This window comes from Acinetobacter tandoii DSM 14970 = CIP 107469 (genome assembly GCF_000400735.1).
In the GTDB taxonomy this organism is placed as follows: Bacteria; Pseudomonadota; Gammaproteobacteria; order Pseudomonadales; family Moraxellaceae; genus Acinetobacter; species Acinetobacter tandoii.
Genome location: NZ_KE007368.1, coordinates 260174 through 280307 on the forward strand (window position 1 = coordinate 260174; position 20134 = coordinate 280307).

Consider the following 20134-nt stretch of genomic DNA (forward strand, 5'->3'; position numbering starts at 1 on the left):
CTTTATGTCCTAAAATGAGCTGTATTAATTGTTTTAGTTGTTATTCGACTCAAACCCATGTACTAAAGCTTAAGACATTTGCTTTAGCCCTTTTTCACCAAGTAATGAAATTCTTTATTACCATTTTCATCTAAGCGTTCTTCTTGCAACAACAACTCATGGCCTAAATGCATACAAAATTTAGGAATATCCCACGAAGTTGAATTGTCTGTTGCGAAGACCTCAACCACATCTCCAGATTTAGATTTACGGATAGCTTGATGCAACATCATTACTGGTTCAGGGCAACGTAATCCACGGGTATTTAATTGCAGGGTCGGGGTTACAGAGGATTCAGACATCAAGGAACTCTTCATACATTTTCAGCGTTATTCTAACATAAACTCGAAATGACACAGCAGCACTTACCCTGCTTATCTGTTGAGCAAGCAAACGTGTGACGTTTAAAGTTTAGGTCTATTTAATTCAGTAAAAGATGACGATAACATTCATATTTTGCTGTACTTTTTGCATAGACATCTGCATTTTCTAAGGTATGATGAAAATAATTTTTTGATATTTAGCATCTTTAGGAAAGATCATGCACGATGAATCAAGCCCGTCGTGGGGTATGCGTGGCTTAAGAAAATGGTTAGGAATTGCACCAGAAACTCGCGACGAATTGCTCAAACTCGTACAAGATTCACGTCGTTTTTTAGAGCCAGATACGGTTGCGATGCTTGAAGGCGTATTCGATCTTCCAGCGACAAAAATCCGCGAAGTCATGACACCGCGCACAGCCATGATTAGCCTGCAAGAAGATGATGAATTACTCGATATTTTGCATGTCTTGATTGAATCAGCACACTCGCGCTTTCCTGTTTTTTCATCAGATCACCCCGATAACGTAGTTGGTATTTTATTGGCGAAAGATTTATTGCCTTTCTTGACCGAAAAAGCCAGCAAAGTCGATATTCGCATGCTCATGCGTCAGCCTTTGTTTGTGCCAGAAAGTGCTCGCTCTGACCAAGTATTACGTATGTTGAAAAACACCCAGACCCATATTGCTGTGGTGATTGACGAATATGGCACGACATCTGGTCTAGTTACCCTCGAAGATATTCTGGAAGAGATTGTCGGTGAAATTGAGGATGAACACGACAAAGTGGATGAAGAAGCTTCCTATATTGTGCCTGATGATGACCCAAAAACGGCCAATACTTGGTTAGTTCAAGCACTTACACCAATTGAACACTTTAACAATCTTTTAGATGCTGATTTTCCTGATGATGAAGTAGAAACTATGGGCGGTTTGTTGCTTCAAGAAATTGGTTTAGTGAGCGATTTACAAGGTCAAGTGATTGAAATTGGAGATTGGGAATTTACCATTGTAGAAGCAGATGCACGTACTATTCATCTGATTCGAGCTGTCCTTAAATGAGAACATACTTTCATGCGCTGTTGAAGTCTTCACAACAACAAAAACAGCTACCCATGATTTTACCTTTTATTATTTCCCTTTGCTCGGGTGCCATGTTGAGTTTTTCCTTGGCACCTTACTATTATTGGTGGATTGCTCTACTTTCCCCTGCCTTACTCTACGCCTGCTTACGCCAGCGTTCAGCCAAACAAGCATTCTTGATTGGCTGGGGGTACGGCTTCGGACTGTGGTTTGTCGGTGCTTTTTGGCTCTATACCTCGATTCACGTCTACGGCGATACCAGTGCCGTGCTCAGTGTACTCATGATTGCTATTATGGCACTGGTCATGGGGCTGTTTACTGCACTACAAACTTGGATTTACCGTCGTTTTTTCCCAGAAACACCTCTAACTTTTGCCCCGCTTTGGGTGTTTTTTGAATGGGCGAAAACATGGGTATTTACTGGTTTCCCTTGGTTGTTTGTCGGCTACGCATTTACCGAACGTTTCCTCGACGGCTATGCTCCACTATTTGGTGTATTCGGGGTGTCTTTCGTCGTCATCCTTTTGGCCTGCGCGATTGTAGAAATCCTCAACAAACGTCTATTCTGGTTGGTTCCTTCCCTGATTTTACTGCTCGGAGCTTGGGGGGCTGCACAACTTCAGTTTGTTCAACCTAAAAATGAAAAACCACTTTCGGTTTCTCTGATTCAGGGCAATATTCCGCAAGACTTGAAATGGCTGACCGAATATCAAACCCAAACCTTAATGATTTATGCTGAACTCAGTCGTAGTGAATGGGGACGTGATTTAATCGTTTGGCCTGAATCTTCCATTCCAATGTTCCAAACCGACATTCAGCCATTTTTAGATGCCATGAAAGTCCAAGCTCAAAAAACGGGAACGGGATGGGTCACAGGAATTCCCTATTGGGATTTAAAAGCATCTCAACAGCAAGGTAGCCCGATGTTCTATAACAGCATCATAGCTTTAGGCAGCCAATCCGAAGGATTGTATAAAAAACAACGTCTAGTACCGTTTGGCGAATATATTCCCTTATCAGGTATGCTGAGTTGGGTATTGCCTGCATTACAAAATGACCCTGCAATGAGTGGTTTTTCACGTGGTGCATCCGATCAGCAACCCCTACATATCAAACAGCATAATTTAGCAGCAGCAATTTGCTATGAAGTGGCTTATCCGAATCTGACGCGACGGAATGCCAGCAACAGTGACTTCCTTGTGACCGTTTCGAATGATGCGTGGTTTACAGGTACGGCAGGCCCTTGGCAACATTTACAAATGGTACAAATGCGTGCCAAAGAGAATGGTCGTTGGTTTATACGTGCCACCAATACTGGTGTTACTGCCTTTATTGATCATCAAGGACATATTGTGCGCCAAGCGCCGATTGATCAAAAAGCAGTACTGCGGGGTGATTTACCTGCAATGCAGGGTCAAACACTGTACACTCGTCTGAGTGACTGGCCAATCCTCGGATTTTCAGCACTACTTTTAATTATGGGTTGGTTCTTCCGCCCACGAAAAGTTGATGTTTCATTTAAAAGCAGACGCTAATAAAAAAGGGAGATTTTGAAATCTCCCTTTTTTATTCTGATGTTGAATCAAACCGCAGGAATCTAGAATTAATTAAAAGATTGAAGCAAACTGAGTCGCGAAATAAGCGATCAAGCTAGATAAAAACAGCATCGGCACATAACGATAGGCCTGAAAGATTTTCTGCTCAACGACAGAATGGAGACTTTGAGACTGCCAGACAGTTGCTTTTAGTGCAGTCATAAAACATACCACTAACCAAGCACTCATAACACTCAAGGTAAAAAAGCCAATCATAATCTGGCTACTGCCTTCGGCACCTTGCCATAAAGTCACTGCCCCATGCATCATCGGCAATACTGTTAAAATCAATAGAATAGATTTCAGCATCGCCCAATGAAATTGGGTGATTTCATCTGATAAAACGAATGCTTTCATTCTATTCCCCCATCACATTTTTGTTCTTAAAATCATTATCCTAGGTTTTTTTTAAATAAAAAGTTTATTTATCAATATACTTGACAATTTTTGTAAACATTACGGTTAAGAATAATTCTTATTATAACTCTCAAAAACCATTTATTATATTTAATTATTAAAATTCAAATATTTATATTAAAACAAATGAATAAGAAAGATTATCACTTTATTTTTAATTGAGTCATTCAATAAAATAAAGTGATAATTTACATCGATTAATTCAGGTGATATTGATTAAGGTTGATAATAAATATCAGCGTCAGTCCCTTCACCACCTTCTTTACCATCGGCACCAAATGAATATAAATCAAAAGCGCGACCTTCAGCACCAGGAATAATATACTGAATATCATTTTCCCAACTGTCTTTTGGATAGCCGCCTTTAACATAGCCCCCTTGCATCCAGTTCTTTGCCGATGCGGGTTGGTTCACTAATGCATCTAAACCGCCATCTTGCATTGATGGGTATTTACCGTTGTCTAATTTATATTGATCCAGTGCACCCGCAACCCCTTTTAAGGTAATCACCGTAGTGTCCACTTTGGCTTTCTCACCACGTCCCATGACATTCGGTACAATCAGCGCAGCCAGCACCCCTAAAATCACAATCACTACCATCACTTCAATTAAAGTAAAACCGGATTGTTTGGTTTGATATTTATTCACTTGCATTCAACCACTCACTTTTCAATCTTTATATTCTTTAAATCATATTGTTCATATTAACGATCGGCAGCATCACTGCAATCACAATCACCAAGACGATACTGGCCATGAGCACTAACATTAACGGCTCAAGTAACGCCAATAAAGTCGAAATTAGGGTTGTGACTTCTCGATCTTGCATTGTAGATGCGCGCTCCAACATGCGATCTAACTCACCTGAGGCTTCACCACTTTTGATCATTTGTACCATCATCGGAGGGAAATAACCACTGCGCTCCAGTTGAGTGGCCAAGTTGCCTCCTTCCGTGACTTTTTCAGCCGCCAAATCCACCGAATCACGAATCACCCAGTTACTGCTGACCGCAGCACCAATACGCAATGCATCTACCAGCGGTACACCTGACTTGGTCAAAATAGATAAAGTACTCGCAAGACGTGCAGAATTAATACCACGCGATAACTTACCAAATAATGGCAATTTGAGTGTTAAACGATCAAAAGCATAATGTCCTGCGGTACTCTTTAAAAACCGTAACAGAAATACGATTGCCACTACCGTTGCAATCACTAAAAAAGGCCAAGCCACGCGAATAAAGGCACTGGCTTTCATCAAAGCAACTGTAATCCAAGGCAAAGCATCTTTATTTTGATCGAAGGTTTTGACAATATCAGGAACCACATAGGTCATTAGCCCCATCACAATCGCAAAAGACATCAACATTAAAATAATTGGGTAGATCATGGCACCTTGAATTTTCTTTTGCATGGCAAAGCGATTCTCGGTGTAATCTGCCAATTGCTCCAAAATCAAATCCAGATGTCCAGAACGCTCACCTGCCGCAATTGTTGCGCGGTAAAGTTCGGGAAAACGCCCTGATTGCTGCAAGGCATTGGCTAAAGAGTGCCCTTCCAAAACTTTGGAACGAACCGACACAATTAATTGTTGCACATGGGCTTTTTCACTTTGTTTGGCAACCGCTCGCAAAGCTTCCTCTAGAGGAATCGCCGCAGCGACCAACACCGACAATTGACGGGTAAACAGCGCTAAATCATAGGCGGTAATCTTTTTTTGAAACCAGCGTGATCCCTGCTGTTTGGTTTTGTGTTCTACAGGATCGACACTAATCGGGATGAGTGATTTCTCACGTAGTTGCTGACGTATTTGTCGTGCCGAATCACCTTCTAGCACGCCTTTTTGCTGCTTCCCTAAAGCATCAATGGCGGTAAATTGATATGCAGGCATTGTAATGCTCTAATTTTCCGAAATTTCCTTCAGCGCTGTTGCGTCTGACCCCTAAAATCATTCATATTCTTCAATATAAATTTTATTTGCACACTCTAACATAACTCAAGACTTCACACGACGAACATTCAGCTGGAACCTTTGACCCTTTTATGCCAAACACAGTATCGCCCCCTTTCGTGCCTTATCGGATTCGCGTAGCCGTTCCAGCCCATGTTTACGACTGCTTCGACTATCAGATTTCCGCAGAGGATTATGAGCAAGCGAAAGTCGGAGCGCGTGTTGCTGTGCCCTTCGGATCTCGAAATTTAATTGGTGTGGTTATGCAAAAACTCACACCTGACACTCCTGAGAATCCCAAGTTTAAGCTAAAACCCATTCAAGCTTTGCTAGATGACGATGCCATTCTAGATAATAAAGTTTTAACTTTGTTGACATGGGCAGCACAATATTACCAATTCCCGATTGGTGAAGTGATGCAGAGTGCTCTGCCGACCTTATTACGGCAAGGCAAACCGTATGATCTGTTGGCCCATATGTGGCGTCTGCTAGACCAACATGCTGAGGACAAAATCAAGCGTTCTGAAAAACAACAACTTGCCTATAAAATTTTAAAATTACACCCTGCGGGTACCTCAGAAAATATTTTGAATTTAGCGGGCATTGAAACCGCTACGTTAAAAGCTTTGGAAAAGAAAGGCATCTGTGAGGCTTATTTAGAACAAAAAGATTTTAGCCCACAAGCCCTGAGTTTGGCGCAAATGCCACTGACCGCCAACCCCGATCAAAAGCATGCCATTCAGCAGGTACTGAAATCACTCTCGTCTTATCATGCCTATTTACTGGATGGTTTAACAGGTAGTGGTAAAACTGAAGTGTACTTGCAAATCATGTACGAGGTCTTGAAGCAAGGCAAACAAGTGTTGGTGTTGGTACCTGAAATTGGTTTGACCCCCCAAACCATTAGTCGCTTTCAATCGCGTTTTCACTGTCATATTGCCCTGCTGCATTCAGGGCTGACAGATGCTAAACGTTTACAAGCATGGCAAAGTGCGCAAATGGGCAAAGCCTCGATTATTTTAGGCACACGTTCTGCCATTTATACCCCATTGCATAATCTAGGCTTAATCATTTTAGATGAAGAGCATGATCTCTCTTTTAAGCAGCAAGAAGGTTTTCGTTATCATGCGCGTGATGTCGCGCTCTATCGCGCGCATTTGGAAAACTGTCCCATTATTTTGGGCTCAGCAACACCGAGCATGGAAAGTTATGCACTGGCCGATCAAGGTAAACTGACCCGACTAGAATTAAATGAACGTGCAGGCACGGCACTGTTGCCTAAGTTGCACATTTTGGATTTAAAAGTCGGGCGCAAACAGCATGGTTTTAGTCAGTTTTTACTGGACGAAATGCACAGGCGTCTGGCGCGCAAAGAACAGGTACTGATTTTTCTCAATCGACGAGGCTATGCCCCTGTACTGATTTGTGAAAGTTGTGCTTGGCAAGCGAAATGTCCGCATTGTGATGCCAATTTCACCTTGCATACTCAACCTTATCAGCATTTGCATTGTCATCATTGTGGCACCATTCATCGCATGCCAGATCATTGCCCGCAATGTCATCATACTGAACTTAAACCGATTGGTATGGGGACTGCCAAAGTTGAAGAAAGTTTAAAGGAACTCTTTCCAGAATTTGAGGTCATTCGGGTCGATCGAGACTCCACCAGTCGTGTCGGTAGCTGGCAAAAAATTTATGATCGCATTCAAAAAAGTGAACCGATTATTTTACTTGGTACACAAATGCTCGCCAAAGGGCATCATTTTCCCTATGTATCTTTGGTGGCAATTTTAGATATTGATTCAGGCTTACTTAGTGTCGATTTTCGTGCACCAGAACGAACTGCCCAACTCATTGTTCAAGTGGCGGGACGTGCAGGACGTGGCGAGAAAAAAGGCGATGTCTATTTACAGACCCTGCGCCCAGAACACCCTTTATTACACACCTTAGTGGATGGCGATTATCGACAATTTGCCCGTCAAACGTTGAAAGAACGACAACAAGCATTGTTCCCACCCTATCGTTATGCGGCGCTAATTCGCTGTGAGTCGAAAAGTCAGGAACAAAATCAGCAATATCTGACTGAACATGCACAACAACTTCGTCAGATTTCCGAACTCAACATCGATATCTGGGGACCAATTCCCGCCCCGATGGAACGTAAAGCAGGTCGTTATCAAGCACATATGGTGTTATTTTCCCAAGATCGAGCACGTTTGCACTATTATTTGAGGGCATGGTGGCAAAACATGTTGCAGCACAAACCTGCCAGCATGAAACTCAGTCTGGATATAGACCCACAGGAATTGAGTTGAGTCTAAACCAGTACTTCAGCAATTCATCACAACTTTTTAATTTCAGGACAGATGCATGTCGTTATTGTTGCAAATCACGCTTTTTTTAGGTGCAGCGCTGATGGTGGTGCCACTACTGAAACGATTCGGCATTGCTACAGTCTTGGGTTATTTAATCACAGGGATTCTTTTGGGACCTCATGTGCTGAACATTGCCAATGATCCCGAAGCGATTCAACAACTTGCTGAATTTGGCGTCATTCTTTTGATGTTTTTAATTGGGTTGGAGCTACGACCACAACGGCTTTGGACGATGCGTCAATCCATTTTTGTGATGGGCAGTGCGCAAGTGGGTATCACTGCGGTGGTGATTGGCACTATTCTGTTTTTCGTGTTGCAACAAGGCATTGCTGCCAGTTTGGTGATTGGTAGTGCACTGGCGCTGTCATCTACCGCCTTCGTATTACAACTACTCACAGAAAAGCAGCAACTCAATACCAGTTATGGGCAGCAATCTTTCTCGATTTTACTGTTTCAAGACATCGCAGCGATTCCTCTGATTGCCGTGATTCCTCTTTTGGCAGGTGTGGAATCAACGCATTATGGCATCGCCTATTTTGCTGCGATTATCGCAGCATTTACCGGGCTGTTTTTATTCAGTCGCTATCTGATTCGTCCTTTTTTCCGCTTTGTAGCGAAAACAGGTGCACATGAACTGATCACCGCAGTGGGCTTATTTATTGTTTTAGCCGTGGTGATGTTGATGGATCTACTCAATATCAGCACCACACTAGGTGCATTCTTAACGGGAGTATTATTGGCAGATTCCGAGTTCCGACATGAACTGGAAGCCAGTATTGCACCGTTTAAAGGACTGCTACTGGGTCTATTTTTTATGACGGTAGGTATGCTGACTCCCATTCATATTTTATGGCAACAACCTGTGTTTATTCTGGCGGGTGCAGTACTCCTCTTACTGGTTAAATTTACGACACTTACGGGGATTGCTCGCTATTATCAGGTCTCTTGGCCCAACAGCTTGCTGCTTGCCAGTTGTTTGGCACAGGGTGGAGAATTTGCCTTTGTGGTGTTCAGCGTAGCGCAAGATGAACAACTCATTTCTGCTGCCAGCATTGCCCCTATCACCCTCATCGTAATTATCTCCATGATGTTGACCCCGATTTTGTATTGGGTGATTCGTCAAGGTGTGGTGCCGCGTCTTACGCCTGTTACCGTCCCTGAATATGATGATATTCCTGAACAACACTCCGCCATGATTATTGCGGGCTTTGGTCGGTTTGGACAAATCATTGCCCGTGTCGCGCATTTACAACATCAAAAATTTACCGCCATCGACAGTAATTTAGAAAAAGTCGATTTTGTACGTAACTATGGGGGTCATTTGTATTATGGCGATGCCACCCACCCTGATATTTTAAGAGCCGCAGGTATTGAACAGGCCAAGGTGTTTATTTTAGCCATTGATGATATTGAAGACTCGATGAATGTGGCACGGCATATCCGCCTGAATTACCCCGAGTTACAGTTATTAGTCAGAGCACGAGACCGACATCATGTACACTTATTACGTGACTTGGGTGTGCAGCATATTTGGCGAGAAACCTATTTATCTTCACTCGGCATGGCGTATCGGGCCTTACGTGACTTAGGTATTAGTGATACTGATGCCCAAAAAAGTATTGAGTTATTTCGCGATTATGATGAACAGCTCTTGGAACAGCAACAATGCGTCTATACCGATGAACAAAAGGTATATGAGTCGCACCGAAACGCCCTTGCTGAACTGGAACATTTGTTTGAACGTGATACAGAAATTCGTGCAGTCGAAACAGGCGTGAATTTACAACGTGGTTTAGATTCTACCCGAATAGATGTAACACGAGATGAAGCAAAATGACTTGTGTTTTACAATATCGCCACCATTAAAGCAGGGTTTTGGAGAAAATTATGTCTGATATACGTCAACGCTTTTATATTGAAGATTGCCCTGTTCGTGGTGAAGTCGTTCATCTGGAAGCAACCTTACAAACGATTCTTGCCCAACGTGACTACGCACAAGCTGTACAAATTTTACTGGGTGAAATGCTCAGTGCCACGGCCTTGCTTGCCAGTACACTAAAAATTAAAGGGCGTATCAGCTTACAAATTCAAGCCTCTGGAACATTTAAATGGGCCATGGCGGAATGCAACCATTTGGGTGAAGTTCGTGCCTTAGCCGACTACGAAGAAGATCCTCGTTTCCAAGCAGCAACTGACAGCAGCACCGTACTAAAATCACTGACTAATCCTATTCTGTTTATTAACATTGAACCTGAATTTGGTGAGCGTTATCAAGGGATTGTACCGCTTGATCAAACGACCCTAGCGGGCTGCTTGATGCAGTATTATGATCTTTCTGCACAAATTCCTACCCGCATTGTTTTGGCCAGTACAGCACAACGCTCAGGTGGTTTACTCATTCAGTTGCTACCACGCATTAGTGAAGAAGAACAGCAACGGATTGATGAAGATTTATGGCCACGTCTGACCATGCTCACAGAAACTTTAAAAGCTGATGAACTCACTGAATTAGCAGCCAATGAAATTCTGTATCGTCTATACAATGAAGAAGATGTGCGACTACCTGAAATTGAACAACTCAAATTTGGCTGTACCTGTTCTAAAGATCGCTGTGCTAATGCCTTACAACAAATTGGCGTAGAAGCAGTGCGTGAAACATTAGAACATCAAAATCCAATTACCATGGATTGCCAATTCTGTAATACCCAATATCAGTTCACAGCCGAAGAAGCTCTGGGTTTATTCGGCGAACATTTAAGTTAAACATTCATTAACTTTGCCTCTGCCTGTTGTTATGCAGCCCATTGATATGCAACAGGCAGTTTTCTACGACTTAATATAGATAAGCTCTAAGAACATTCCATGTCCACTTGCTATGCCAAAGCGCCGATTTCAGTGCATTTGGAGCAATATGATATATTCAACGTATAAAAAGATACGCTAAAATTGCGTGACGAAGATAACAATTTTTTTGTTGAACTGCGTCTCTTCATGATAAGAAATCCATCATTTTAATATGTGATTCATTCAAACTTAACTGATATACACTGAGGTAATTTTTCATGGGAATTCGTTTTCTTTCCCGTACGGTTTTCATTACAACTTTGCTGTGCAGTACTTACAGCTTAGCAAACACTGACCCCCTGATTGGCAAATGGAAAACCGTGGATGATCGTACAGGTCACTCACTGGCAGATGTCATCATCAGTAAAAACCAGCACAATGTCTATAGCGCACAAGTGATCGAAATACGCCCATTATCTGGCAAAGAGAAATTGACTACTTGTCAAAAATGTACAGGCCATTTAAAAAATCAACCGATGATCGGCTTAACTATTTTATCAGGGTTAAAGAAAAATCCTGAAAAACACAACGAATATATTGAAGGTAAATTTCTTGATCCACTTTCAGGACAGTACTATGTTTCGGAAGCACATTTAGTTCAGGAAGCCAGATATCTGCAAGTTCGTGCTCAAGAGGCAGGCTCCTCGAATGTCCGCCTGATGACATGGATTAAAGTCCAGTAAATTAAAACCCTACCGTACTAAGAAAAAGCCCTCCGTGGGCTTTTTCTTATTGTTATAATTTGAAACAAATACGAACAGTTCTACACTACTTCCCTCTTTCCCAAAGACATCATAATATTGATTAAAATACCATCAATTTTATTAAATACGTATGTCTAAAAACTATTATGAAATTCTGGGAGTTCCACGCGATGCTCCTCCTGACCAAATAAAAAAAGCCTATCGAAAGCTGGCACGAAAGTACCATCCCGATATCAGTAAAGAAAGTGATGCTGAAGCTCGTATGCAAGAAGTCAACGTTGCGTATGACACACTTAGCAATGAAGAGAAGAAAAAAGAATATGACTTCATCTTAGATCATCCTGAAGGTTTTTCAGGGTTTGGGGGACAAGCAGGCGCGTCTGGATTTGATGATGCTCAATTTTATCGACAAGGATTTAATCAAGGCAGTACATCCGATTTTTCAGGCTTTGAAGACCTATTTGGTCGCTTTGGAACAGGTTTTGGCGGAGGGAATTATCAATATAAACAAAGACAGCAATCTTTTAGAGGTGAAGACCAACATGCCAAGCTGGAAATTGATTTAGACGTTGCCTTTCATGGCACTTCTCAACAAATTACCCTGCAAATTCCAAGCATTAATGCCTATGGCGAACCCGAAGTACAACGCAAAACCCTAGAAGTCAAAATTCCAAAAGGGATGAAAGAAGGACAACAAATTCGCTTAGCAGGTCAAGGACAAACTGGTATCCGTGGTGGTGAAAATGGCGATTTATATATCGAGATTTATTACAAAGATACAGATCAATACCGTGTTGAAGGTACAGACATTTACTACACGTTGCCTGTGACCCCATGGGAAGCCGCATTAGGACAACAAATTGAGTTACTTACACCTGCTGGCACGAAAGTTCAAGTAAACCTACCCAAAAATGCAAAAACAGGACAACAATTACGTTTAAAAAATCAAGGAATTCCCAATAAAACAGCAGGGCATTTATTCTTAATTCTAAACATTGTGAATCCACCTGCACAAAACGCTGAGCAAGAACAAGCTTACCGAGCTTTTGCTGAAGCCTTTAAGCAGTTTAAGCCTCGACAACTTTAAGGAGAACGCTATGACAACCATTCATTATCGAGAAATTATTTGCGACGGTTATAGCACCGCAGAGATCGTCGATGAACATCGTAGTTTCGATTTAAAACACTTTGCCGAAGCCTGTGGTCAAAGCCCAGAATGGGTTTTACAACTGTTGGAATACGATATTTTACCGACACGCCCAGAAGAACGAATTCATCAATTCTTTGGTGAAGATGTCACACGTGCGCGTAAAGCCTATCGTTTACAACGTGATTTTGATGCCAGTTTTTCAGCAGTTGCCATGATGTTGGATCTGATTGATGAAGTACAACAACTTCGTCGCCAAGTTCGGCATGCGCATATACAAGACTCATAAATCCGATATACAGCCCGTTCCTTGAACTTAATTCATCATTGAGCGGGTTATTGTTCTTTTATCATTCACTTGAGAGAAATACGGTTATCATGAAAACAAAAGAATGTAACAAGAAAGTGAAACTCATGTTCCCTGAACACCGCGAAGTTATTCCTCAACTACGTCAGGATAATCCGCACTTTGCGAAAATTTTCGAAGAACATGCCGAACTAGATCAGGAAATCTGTCGACGCGAACTTAATCCTGTCTCTCGTATCAATGATGACATTGAAGCTTTAAAGCGTAAAAAACTTCGTCTCAAGGATGAAATTTATCGCCTACTACAAGATCATACCAATTCACAAATCTAAGTGAGTTCGGAACATGTACTGCGCTTTATTCATCTATTTATACGTGCATTAGCATAAAATCAGATCATGCTATTTTGCCTATATAGAGCATAGAAAATGAAGATGTCAGTTTCATGACATCTTCTTGTATTTGATCGTGATTATTTTAATTTTGTCAGTTTTTCCACTTCTTTCAAGGTGACTTTGACCCCTTGCTTAATGGGTTCGTAATCTAGGAACCAGAGTAAACCCACATGCTGATCTTGATGTTGTTGCGCCAGCATATCAATCACGCTTTTTTCACCACGTCCCACCAAGTGGCGACGATAGAAATACAGAATCAACCAGACCGTCGTGATCAACATCACCATCAACATTAACCAGAACCCAATTGGAGATTTCAGCCCTGGAATAAACTCAAAGTTCATTCCATATATCCCTGTCAATAAGGTTAACGGTGCAAAAATTGCGGTAATAATCGCCAAAATTCGCATGTTTTCATTGGTTTGGTTCGCAATCGCTGAAAAATGTAATTCGATTGCTGCCTGTACAGCACTCCGTAAACGCGTCGTATGTTTTTGAATACGCTCGACATGACTGACCAAATCATCAGTACGCACCAACACTATATCGCGTTTTTCAGAGCGCTTTTTCGGTTTTAAATGGGAATAGTTTTCTACGATTTCATCACGTAATTCTTGTAAGACCTCGATTTGTTCTTCGCACAGATTTTCAATTTGCTGAAATGCCATGTTTTCCTGTAGTAACTGATTCCATTTGGCAAAACGGCGGTGTCCTTGTAATAACTCTTGTTGCCAATATTCCACACGTCGGGTGAGTGGCACTCGCAAATCCAAGTAACCATCGACCATGGCATTCAATAAACGCAATGCTAAATCTAAAGGGCTATGTGACAGTTTACGAGGCTTGTTTTGCTCATCCATAGTACGTGCTGCAATTGAATCTATCCGTTCAATATACTGCTCGATAATTTGATTTCCTTGCTCCCGCACCGTAATCAAGACTTGTGATGTCAGAACAAAACTAATAGGTGTCGTGGAGAGTCCAAAGAAGCGCTCATGTTGCTCTAATGCTTGCTCCCCTGTCTGGATCTTGTCATCTGGAGTTATCAATTTACGGAAAATGAGCAAGTCGTAATCTTCCATTGCATCAAAAGCACATGGATGCTCCAAATTCAAAATATCTTTGACATGAAATTCATTTAAGCTCACCCCTGTCATTTCAAACATTTGCTGCTGCCAATGTTCGGCATGATTGACCAGATCTTCACGGGTACTATCAATCCAGATGAATTCAGGCTCAACGTGGTCCAACGCCTGCTGTTGTACGTAAATATAAGCATCCGTCGGATGTTGATAAAAATAGTAGCTTTGCATCTATCCAGTCACTCTATTCCGTCAATCTTGTTGTTTATTTCGTGAAGTTGAGTGTAATGCATTCTGCTTAGCATATTCATTTTTATCGCAATTTCACCACAAACTTTATCGCTTTATGCAGTTATTCAATAAAATACTGAGGCATAAAAAAGCCCACTCAGCAGAGCAGGCTTTTTATTAAAAGATGATCAATGCATTAAGCTTGTTCAACATCTTTCATCGTTAACTTGATACGACCACGGTTGTCGACATCTGCAACTTGTACTTTCACTTCTTGACCTTCAGATAATACGTCTGCAACGTTGGCAATACGCTCATTTGAAATTTGTGAAATATGAAGCAAACCGTCAGTACCTGGAAGGATATTTACGAATGCACCGAATTCAACAATACGAATGACTTTACCTGTGTAAATCGTACCTGGTTCAACTTCAGCAGTCAGTGCTTGGATTTTCGCAATTGCAGCTTGTGCAGCCGCTTTAGTTTCACCAAATACGCGAACTGTACCGTTATCTTCGATATCAATTGCTGCTTTAGTTTCTTCAGTAATCGCACGGATGGTTGCACCACCTTTACCAATGACATCACGAATCTTGTCTGGGTTGATGTTGATGACTTGGAATGTTGGTGCATGCATTGAAATTTCAGGGCGTGCACGTGAAATCACTTGGTTCATTGCATTCAAGATATGCATACGACCTGCATATGCTTGGTTTAACGCAACTTCCATAATCTCTTCAGTAATCCCTTCGATCTTGATGTCCATTTGAAGTGCAGTAATACCGTTGGCAGAACCTGCTACTTTAAAGTCCATGTCACCAAGGTGGTCTTCGTCACCCAAGATATCAGAAAGAACAGCAAAACGCTCACCTTCTTTCACTAAGCCCATTGCGATACCTGCAACTGGTGCTTTCAATGGAACACCTGCATCCATAAGTGATAATGAAGCACCACAAACAGAAGCCATTGAAGAAGAACCGTTCGATTCAGTAATGTCAGATACGATACGAATCACATACGGGAAGCGATCAGCCGCTGGAAGAACAGCTTGCACACCACGACGTGCTAAACGACCATGACCAATCTCACGACGTTTAGGACCAGATTCACGACCAGTTTCGCCTACAGAGTATGCAGGGAAGTTATAGTGCAACATGAAGTTGTCAGTTTTAGTACCCGCTAAAGTATCCACCATTAACGCATCACGTGTGTTACCAAGTGTCGTTGTCACTAATGCTTGCGTTTCACCACGTGTGAACAATGCAGAACCGTGTGCACGGTCTAATACGCCAACTTGTACGTCTAATGCACGAACAGTTTTCGTGTCACGACCATCGATACGTGGCTTACCAGAAAGGATGTTGTCACGTACAGTACGGTATTTCAAATCTTCGAACAATTCGTTCAAGTCATCAGCAATACCCGCTTCATCATTTTCAGGAACGAATTGCGCTACTGCTTCTGCTTGAATCGCGTCTAATGCTGCATAACGGTCTTGCTTAACCGCAATGGTATATGCTTCAGAAATTTTCGCTTCAAACGCTTCTTTCAATTTAGTACGAAGGTCTTCATTTTTCGCTGGTGCAGTCCAAGTAGACTCTGTTGCACCCGCAGCAGCAGCAAATTCTTTAATTGCTTGTACAGCAATTTGCATTTCGTCATGACCGAAAAGCACTGCACCTAACATTTGATCTTCAGAAAGTTCTTTCGCTTCTGATTCAACCATCAATACTGCAGATTCTGTACCAGCAACCACAAGGTCAAGGTCAGATTGCGCCATTTGTTCAAAGTTCGGGTTAAGAACATATTCACCGTTGATTAAACCAACACGCGCAGCACCAATTGGACCACGGAACGGTGTACCTGCAATTGCAAGCGCGGCAGAAGTACCTAGCATTGCAGCGATGTCAGCTTCCATTGATTTGTCAGAAGACACAACTGTTGCCGTCACTTGGATTTCGTTGTAGTAACCTTCTGGGAACAATGGACGAATTGGACGGTCAATTAAGCGTGAAATTAAAGTTTCAGCTTCAGAAGCACGACCTTCACGTTTGCCATAACCACCTGGAATACGACCCGCAGCATATTGTTTTTCTTGGTAGTTAACAGTTAAAGGGAAAAAATCTTGACCCGCTTTAGCCGTTGGTTGAGCCACAACTGCAACCAGTACAGTTACGCCGCCCATCGTGATCACAACCGTGTTTGCTTGACGTGCAACACGACCTGTTTCAAGTACTACATTGTACTGACCGTATTGGAATTCTTTACGAATAATATTAAACATAGACATGTATTTTTTTCCTAGTTCTTGTGAACAGCTATTCTAGTGGAGACCCCTAAGGTTTGGCATTCGCAACCAAAAGCTTGCGCAAATGACAAAGCTTAGAAGCCGACCTCACTAGACACACTATTTTCAAACACAAAGAAGGAGCGAAACATTCGCCCCTTCCCCATTATCTAGACATAGCTAGATATACTTTAGTTTTCAGTAATACAGCATTTGACATGCAATAATCCGAAAATAAAAGTTTCAATCGAATTAACGACGTAAACCTAAAGCACCGATCAAAGCAACATAACGGCCATGATCTTTACCATTTAGGTAGTCAAGTAACTTACGACGTTGGTTAACCATACGGATAAGACCGCGACGGCTATGATGGTCGTGTTTATGCTCTTTGAAGTGACCTTGTAAGTCATTGATTTGAGCAGTTAAAAGTGCTACTTGAACTTCTGGTGAACCAGTGTCGTTTTCAGCACGAGCAAATTTAGCGATGATTTCTGCGCGATCTGCGTTTGTTAAAGCCATTCGATTTCTCCGAGATGCTTAATAAGTTACATTTGATACGAATCAATTGATTGCTCAACTGACTGCCGTGCATCACTACAGCAAGTCGGATATTTTAAGGGAAAATGGTCATGATTGCAAAATATGCGCACTATTAAAATTTACTAAACAAAAAAGAACCAAATGTCAGTCTTTAAATCTTCTCTCTGATTATGAAAAATCATTATCTAACAGATTAAAGGTTAAAAAATGAATATTAAATCACATTTTTAATGAAATTCGACTATTAAATAGCCATTTATCAGCAAAGGAAAATGTGTAATCTCAGCAAGATATTTTTTAAGCCAAAATACACAGCTCAATATTCATTTCATCAGCTAAAATCTATGCAAATCATAAAATGCCAATGAACTCTTAGCCGTACCACAGAGAATAAGTATCGTATGACGCTTAGATACACAAAATAATGCGCATTGCTTCTCGTTAAATACAGTTTAATAGAAGTTCCATCATATTTTTAACACTCATTATTTTGATACTTTTTGCAAATCATAAAAAATAGTCAACTCGAAAGAAAAAAGCCCAAGCAGAGCTTAGGCTTTTTTCATTGCGCTGTAGTTCTTATATTTATTGTTATAATTGTTTTAGTTATTGCGCATAATGCGCTTATTGTGACAAACAGTCCTTGTTTCCACTTTATGTCCTTATGTGTAATATTTTGCCACAACAAAATTTAAAGACTAGAGGTATTTTTCCCAACCTGCTGTACGTTTTTACGCACACTGGTGTACATCATTAACAATGAAGTACTAGAGAAAAATGTGGGGTTGAGGACAAAACTCTAGGCAATAAAAAAGCCCTGTAGTCTCTCCCAAAACTACAAGGCTTAGCGGCTGTAAGTTTCCTCTTTCACCTACTTCACTGTAAGTTCGCTGTCATATTCCGACTTTGTTATTATCCTTTTGCGATTATGGCTCAACGTTCCGTGTTGTGCTCTTTATGTGAACTCATCTTCTCAGAAACCATGAGAAAGCTCTATGCGCAAATATCTTGAATCAATGTAAGCTTTTTCGTACAAAGCTGCTTATTATGTAGTAAAAATTAATAATCCAAGATACCTTTTATTTTTTCTAAAACCCCACTCATCCGAGTCGTCTTTTTAGACAAAGCTTGTGCCAATGCCTGAGGATCTGCCAATACACTCACCACCGTTTTAGCACGGGTAATTGCGGTATAAAGCAATTCCTGACTCAGTAAGTTTTGTGCTTGCGCATCCAAAACTACAGCCGTATGCGTGAACTCTGAACCTTGTGATTTATGAATGGTCAGTGCAAATGCCGTTTCTATATTTTTAGGCAAACGGGTTGCCAGAACCCATTTTTCTAAACTTGGGAAATACACTTCAAACTGAGACTGTCCTTGGCGTTGCCTTTTAAAGCAAATGCCAATATCTCCATTAGACAACCCTAATTGATAGTCATTGTAAGTCATCATTACAGGACGCCCGACATACCAGTCACCTTGTTTTGTGGTATAGCGACTGAGTTTGCTCAAGAAGCGTTGCTCAATTTGTTGATTAAGCTGTTTCAGACCAAACGCACCATGTCGAATGGCTGTGAGAATACGGTAATCATCAAAAATCTGGATAACATGCTGAATAGAAGTCTCTGGCTCTTCCGAACTCAAATGTGTTTTTAATATCTCAATATAATGCTGATAGCCCAGCATCAATTGATCATAATATTGCTCTGATGTTGGATGTGCTTGAGCAAAGTATTCCAGTTGCAATACATTCGGCATCTTGGCTAAAAGTGGTACAGCTTTAATTTCAGTCGGTGCAACCACCTGTTGGTGAAATTGTTCTAGTAATGCTTGAGGTGAAATGCTTGTTGGTGGCTGCTGAATAAATGCAGCCATTTGTCCAATTAAAGCTTCTCCATCAAAGCGTCGACTGGTCTTCAAATGTACCCGATTCTCTTGCAAAGCATTCACTTGCTGTAAATCGGCCAATACCGCCCCTACATCTACCGAAGCCAATTGATTGGCATCTCCCAATAAAATCAGTCGAGCCTGATTGGGTACAGCAGCAAACAACATACTCGCCAGATTTAAGTCCAACATCGAGGCTTCATCCACCACAATCACATCATAGGGTAATGGCTGTTCGGCATCATAGCGTGGTCGTGCGGAATGCCCTAAACCCAACAAGCGATGCAGTGTGACGGGGTTTAATTGTTTTAAAGCGGGGGTAACCAGAGGCTGCAATATTTCATCATTTAATGCATTTTGTAGGGCTTCTTTCATACGTTGCGCGGCCTTACCTGTTGGCGCTGCCATCGCAATGCGTAAATTTGGTAAAGACTGGTTTAATACTGCAATAATACGTGCCAAAGTATAAGTTTTACCTGTCCCTGGTCCACCTGTAATAATATTCAAGGCTTGCTGGCACACCATGCTTAATGCTTGCTGCTGATGTGGATCACTCAGCAAACCGGAGTAGCCCTGATGATCAACGACGGGAACGATTTGTTGTTTTAACCTCGCCACGTGCTGTGCCAAAGTATTTTCCTGTTTCCAATAACGATATAGATATAAATACTGCGGGTCATAAATAAAAGGCGCAACACGATTTGCCACCTCATTTTCACTGATGGCCAAATGTCCTAAATTACCTACTGCATTAGGTTCTAACAGTACACAACTGTTGCCCTGTAACATTGCTTCCAATACGGACTGTATAACTGCATCTGTTTGTGGGTTTGGCGTTGCACAAAAAGGAGGCTGCTGAAGATATTGACTCCACGACTTGATCCATTCAGCATTCAATTGTAGTTCCTGCTTGTTTTCCACACAGTTA

The 20134-nt window shown here is 41.6% G+C and carries 17 protein-coding genes; 9 read left to right on the top strand and 8 right to left on the bottom strand.

Annotated elements, in window-relative coordinates; all coding sequences use genetic code 11:
• Nucleotides 1-83: 83 nt before the first annotated feature.
• Nucleotides 84-341 (bottom strand): sulfurtransferase TusA, encoded by a 258-nt coding sequence (tusA, locus tag I593_RS14605; RefSeq protein ID WP_016168359.1) that lies wholly within the window; start codon nucleotides 339-341, stop codon nucleotides 84-86.
• Between the two features lie 239 nt (nucleotides 342-580).
• On the opposite strand from tusA, the gene I593_RS14610 reads away from it, so the two are divergent.
• A complete protein-coding gene (locus tag I593_RS14610; protein ID WP_016168360.1) occupies nucleotides 581-1420 on the top strand; it encodes an HlyC/CorC family transporter in 840 nt (279 codons plus the stop codon).
• Nucleotides 1417-2976 carry an apolipoprotein N-acyltransferase gene (gene lnt / locus I593_RS14615; RefSeq protein ID WP_016168361.1) on the top strand — a complete coding sequence of 520 codons (1560 nt, stop codon included), beginning with the start codon at nucleotides 1417-1419 and terminating at the stop codon, nucleotides 2974-2976. The genes I593_RS14610 and lnt overlap by 4 nt, the downstream gene beginning before the upstream one ends.
• A gap of 72 nt (nucleotides 2977-3048) precedes the next feature.
• On the opposite strand, the gene I593_RS14620 is transcribed toward lnt, so the two are convergent.
• The 3 genes from I593_RS14620 to gspF form a co-directional block, all read right to left on the bottom strand.
• Nucleotides 3049-3393 carry a hypothetical protein gene (locus I593_RS14620; protein WP_016168362.1) on the bottom strand — a complete coding sequence of 115 codons (345 nt, stop codon included), beginning with the start codon at nucleotides 3391-3393 and terminating at the stop codon, nucleotides 3049-3051.
• 276 nt (nucleotides 3394-3669) lie between these two features.
• A complete protein-coding gene (gene gspG / locus I593_RS14625; RefSeq protein ID WP_016168363.1) occupies nucleotides 3670-4107 on the bottom strand; it encodes a type II secretion system major pseudopilin GspG in 438 nt (145 codons plus the stop codon).
• Between the two features lie 31 nt (nucleotides 4108-4138).
• Entirely contained in the window at nucleotides 4139-5344 is a 1206-nt protein-coding gene (gspF, locus tag I593_RS14630) for a type II secretion system inner membrane protein GspF (RefSeq protein ID WP_016168364.1), read from the bottom strand.
• Nucleotides 5345-5496: 152 nt separating this feature from the next.
• On the opposite strand from gspF, the gene I593_RS14635 reads away from it, so the two are divergent.
• The 7 genes from I593_RS14635 (at nucleotide 5497) to I593_RS14665 (ending at nucleotide 13113) form a co-directional block, all read left to right on the top strand.
• Nucleotides 5497-7719: a primosomal protein N' gene (locus I593_RS14635; protein ID WP_016168365.1), complete on the top strand. Its 2223-nt coding sequence runs from the start codon at nucleotides 5497-5499 to the stop codon at nucleotides 7717-7719.
• Between the two features lie 55 nt (nucleotides 7720-7774).
• Entirely contained in the window at nucleotides 7775-9616 is a 1842-nt protein-coding gene (locus I593_RS14640) for a monovalent cation:proton antiporter-2 (CPA2) family protein (protein WP_016168366.1), read from the top strand.
• Between the two features lie 50 nt (nucleotides 9617-9666).
• Nucleotides 9667-10542, top strand: a complete 876-nt coding sequence (gene hslO / locus I593_RS14645; RefSeq protein ID WP_016168367.1) for an Hsp33 family molecular chaperone HslO — start codon at nucleotides 9667-9669, stop codon at nucleotides 10540-10542.
• Between the two features lie 299 nt (nucleotides 10543-10841).
• Nucleotides 10842-11306 (top strand): DUF2147 domain-containing protein, encoded by a 465-nt coding sequence (locus tag I593_RS14650; RefSeq protein WP_016168368.1) that lies wholly within the window; start codon nucleotides 10842-10844, stop codon nucleotides 11304-11306.
• Between the two features lie 151 nt (nucleotides 11307-11457).
• Entirely contained in the window at nucleotides 11458-12414 is a 957-nt protein-coding gene (locus I593_RS14655; RefSeq protein ID WP_016168369.1) for a DnaJ C-terminal domain-containing protein, read from the top strand.
• A gap of 10 nt (nucleotides 12415-12424) precedes the next feature.
• Entirely contained in the window at nucleotides 12425-12763 is a 339-nt protein-coding gene (locus I593_RS14660; RefSeq protein ID WP_016168370.1) for a chaperone modulator CbpM, read from the top strand.
• 89 nt (nucleotides 12764-12852) lie between these two features.
• The gene (locus tag I593_RS14665) at nucleotides 12853-13113 is read left to right on the top strand and encodes an HP1242/YdcH family protein (RefSeq protein ID WP_016168371.1); all 261 of its coding nucleotides are present in this window, start codon (nucleotides 12853-12855) and stop codon (nucleotides 13111-13113) included.
• A gap of 140 nt (nucleotides 13114-13253) precedes the next feature.
• On the opposite strand, the gene I593_RS14670 is transcribed toward I593_RS14665, so the two are convergent.
• The 4 genes from I593_RS14670 to recD all read right to left on the bottom strand — a co-directional run bounded on the left by I593_RS14670 (nucleotide 13254) and on the right by recD (nucleotide 20127).
• A complete protein-coding gene (locus tag I593_RS14670) occupies nucleotides 13254-14489 on the bottom strand; it encodes a magnesium transporter CorA family protein (protein ID WP_016168372.1) in 1236 nt (411 codons plus the stop codon).
• Nucleotides 14490-14685: 196 nt separating this feature from the next.
• The gene (gene pnp / locus I593_RS14675; protein WP_171069608.1) at nucleotides 14686-16773 is read right to left on the bottom strand and encodes a polyribonucleotide nucleotidyltransferase; all 2088 of its coding nucleotides are present in this window, start codon (nucleotides 16771-16773) and stop codon (nucleotides 14686-14688) included.
• A 255-nt stretch (nucleotides 16774-17028) separates the two neighbouring features.
• A complete protein-coding gene (rpsO, locus tag I593_RS14680) occupies nucleotides 17029-17298 on the bottom strand; it encodes a 30S ribosomal protein S15 (protein ID WP_004637724.1) in 270 nt (89 codons plus the stop codon).
• A 1080-nt stretch (nucleotides 17299-18378) separates the two neighbouring features.
• Nucleotides 18379-20127 (bottom strand): exodeoxyribonuclease V subunit alpha, encoded by a 1749-nt coding sequence (recD, locus tag I593_RS14685; protein WP_016168374.1) that lies wholly within the window; start codon nucleotides 20125-20127, stop codon nucleotides 18379-18381.
• Nucleotides 20128-20134: the final 7 nt, after the last annotated feature.

Excerpts from the sequence above, each read along its gene's own strand:
- tusA (WP_016168359.1), bottom strand. The coding sequence starts at position 341 with ATGTCTGAATCCTCTGTAACCCCGACCCTGCAATTAAATACCCGTGGA.
- I593_RS14610 (WP_016168360.1), top strand. The coding sequence starts at position 581 with ATGCACGATGAATCAAGCCCGTCGTGGGGTATGCGTGGCTTAAGAAAA.
- lnt (WP_016168361.1), top strand. The coding sequence starts at position 1,417 with ATGAGAACATACTTTCATGCGCTGTTGAAGTCTTCACAACAACAAAAA.
- I593_RS14620 (WP_016168362.1), bottom strand. The coding sequence starts at position 3,393 with ATGAAAGCATTCGTTTTATCAGATGAAATCACCCAATTTCATTGGGCG.
- gspG (WP_016168363.1), bottom strand. The coding sequence starts at position 4,107 with ATGCAAGTGAATAAATATCAAACCAAACAATCCGGTTTTACTTTAATT.
- gspF (WP_016168364.1), bottom strand. The coding sequence starts at position 5,344 with ATGCCTGCATATCAATTTACCGCCATTGATGCTTTAGGGAAGCAGCAA.
- I593_RS14635 (WP_016168365.1), top strand. The coding sequence starts at position 5,497 with ATGCCAAACACAGTATCGCCCCCTTTCGTGCCTTATCGGATTCGCGTA.
- I593_RS14640 (WP_016168366.1), top strand. The coding sequence starts at position 7,775 with ATGTCGTTATTGTTGCAAATCACGCTTTTTTTAGGTGCAGCGCTGATG.
- hslO (WP_016168367.1), top strand. The coding sequence starts at position 9,667 with ATGTCTGATATACGTCAACGCTTTTATATTGAAGATTGCCCTGTTCGT.
- I593_RS14650 (WP_016168368.1), top strand. The coding sequence starts at position 10,842 with ATGGGAATTCGTTTTCTTTCCCGTACGGTTTTCATTACAACTTTGCTG.
- I593_RS14655 (WP_016168369.1), top strand. The coding sequence starts at position 11,458 with ATGTCTAAAAACTATTATGAAATTCTGGGAGTTCCACGCGATGCTCCT.
- I593_RS14660 (WP_016168370.1), top strand. The coding sequence starts at position 12,425 with ATGACAACCATTCATTATCGAGAAATTATTTGCGACGGTTATAGCACC.
- I593_RS14665 (WP_016168371.1), top strand. The coding sequence starts at position 12,853 with ATGAAAACAAAAGAATGTAACAAGAAAGTGAAACTCATGTTCCCTGAA.
- I593_RS14670 (WP_016168372.1), bottom strand. The coding sequence starts at position 14,489 with ATGCAAAGCTACTATTTTTATCAACATCCGACGGATGCTTATATTTAC.
- pnp (WP_171069608.1), bottom strand. The coding sequence starts at position 16,773 with ATGTTTAATATTATTCGTAAAGAATTCCAATACGGTCAGTACAATGTA.
- rpsO (WP_004637724.1), bottom strand. The coding sequence starts at position 17,298 with ATGGCTTTAACAAACGCAGATCGCGCAGAAATCATCGCTAAATTTGCT.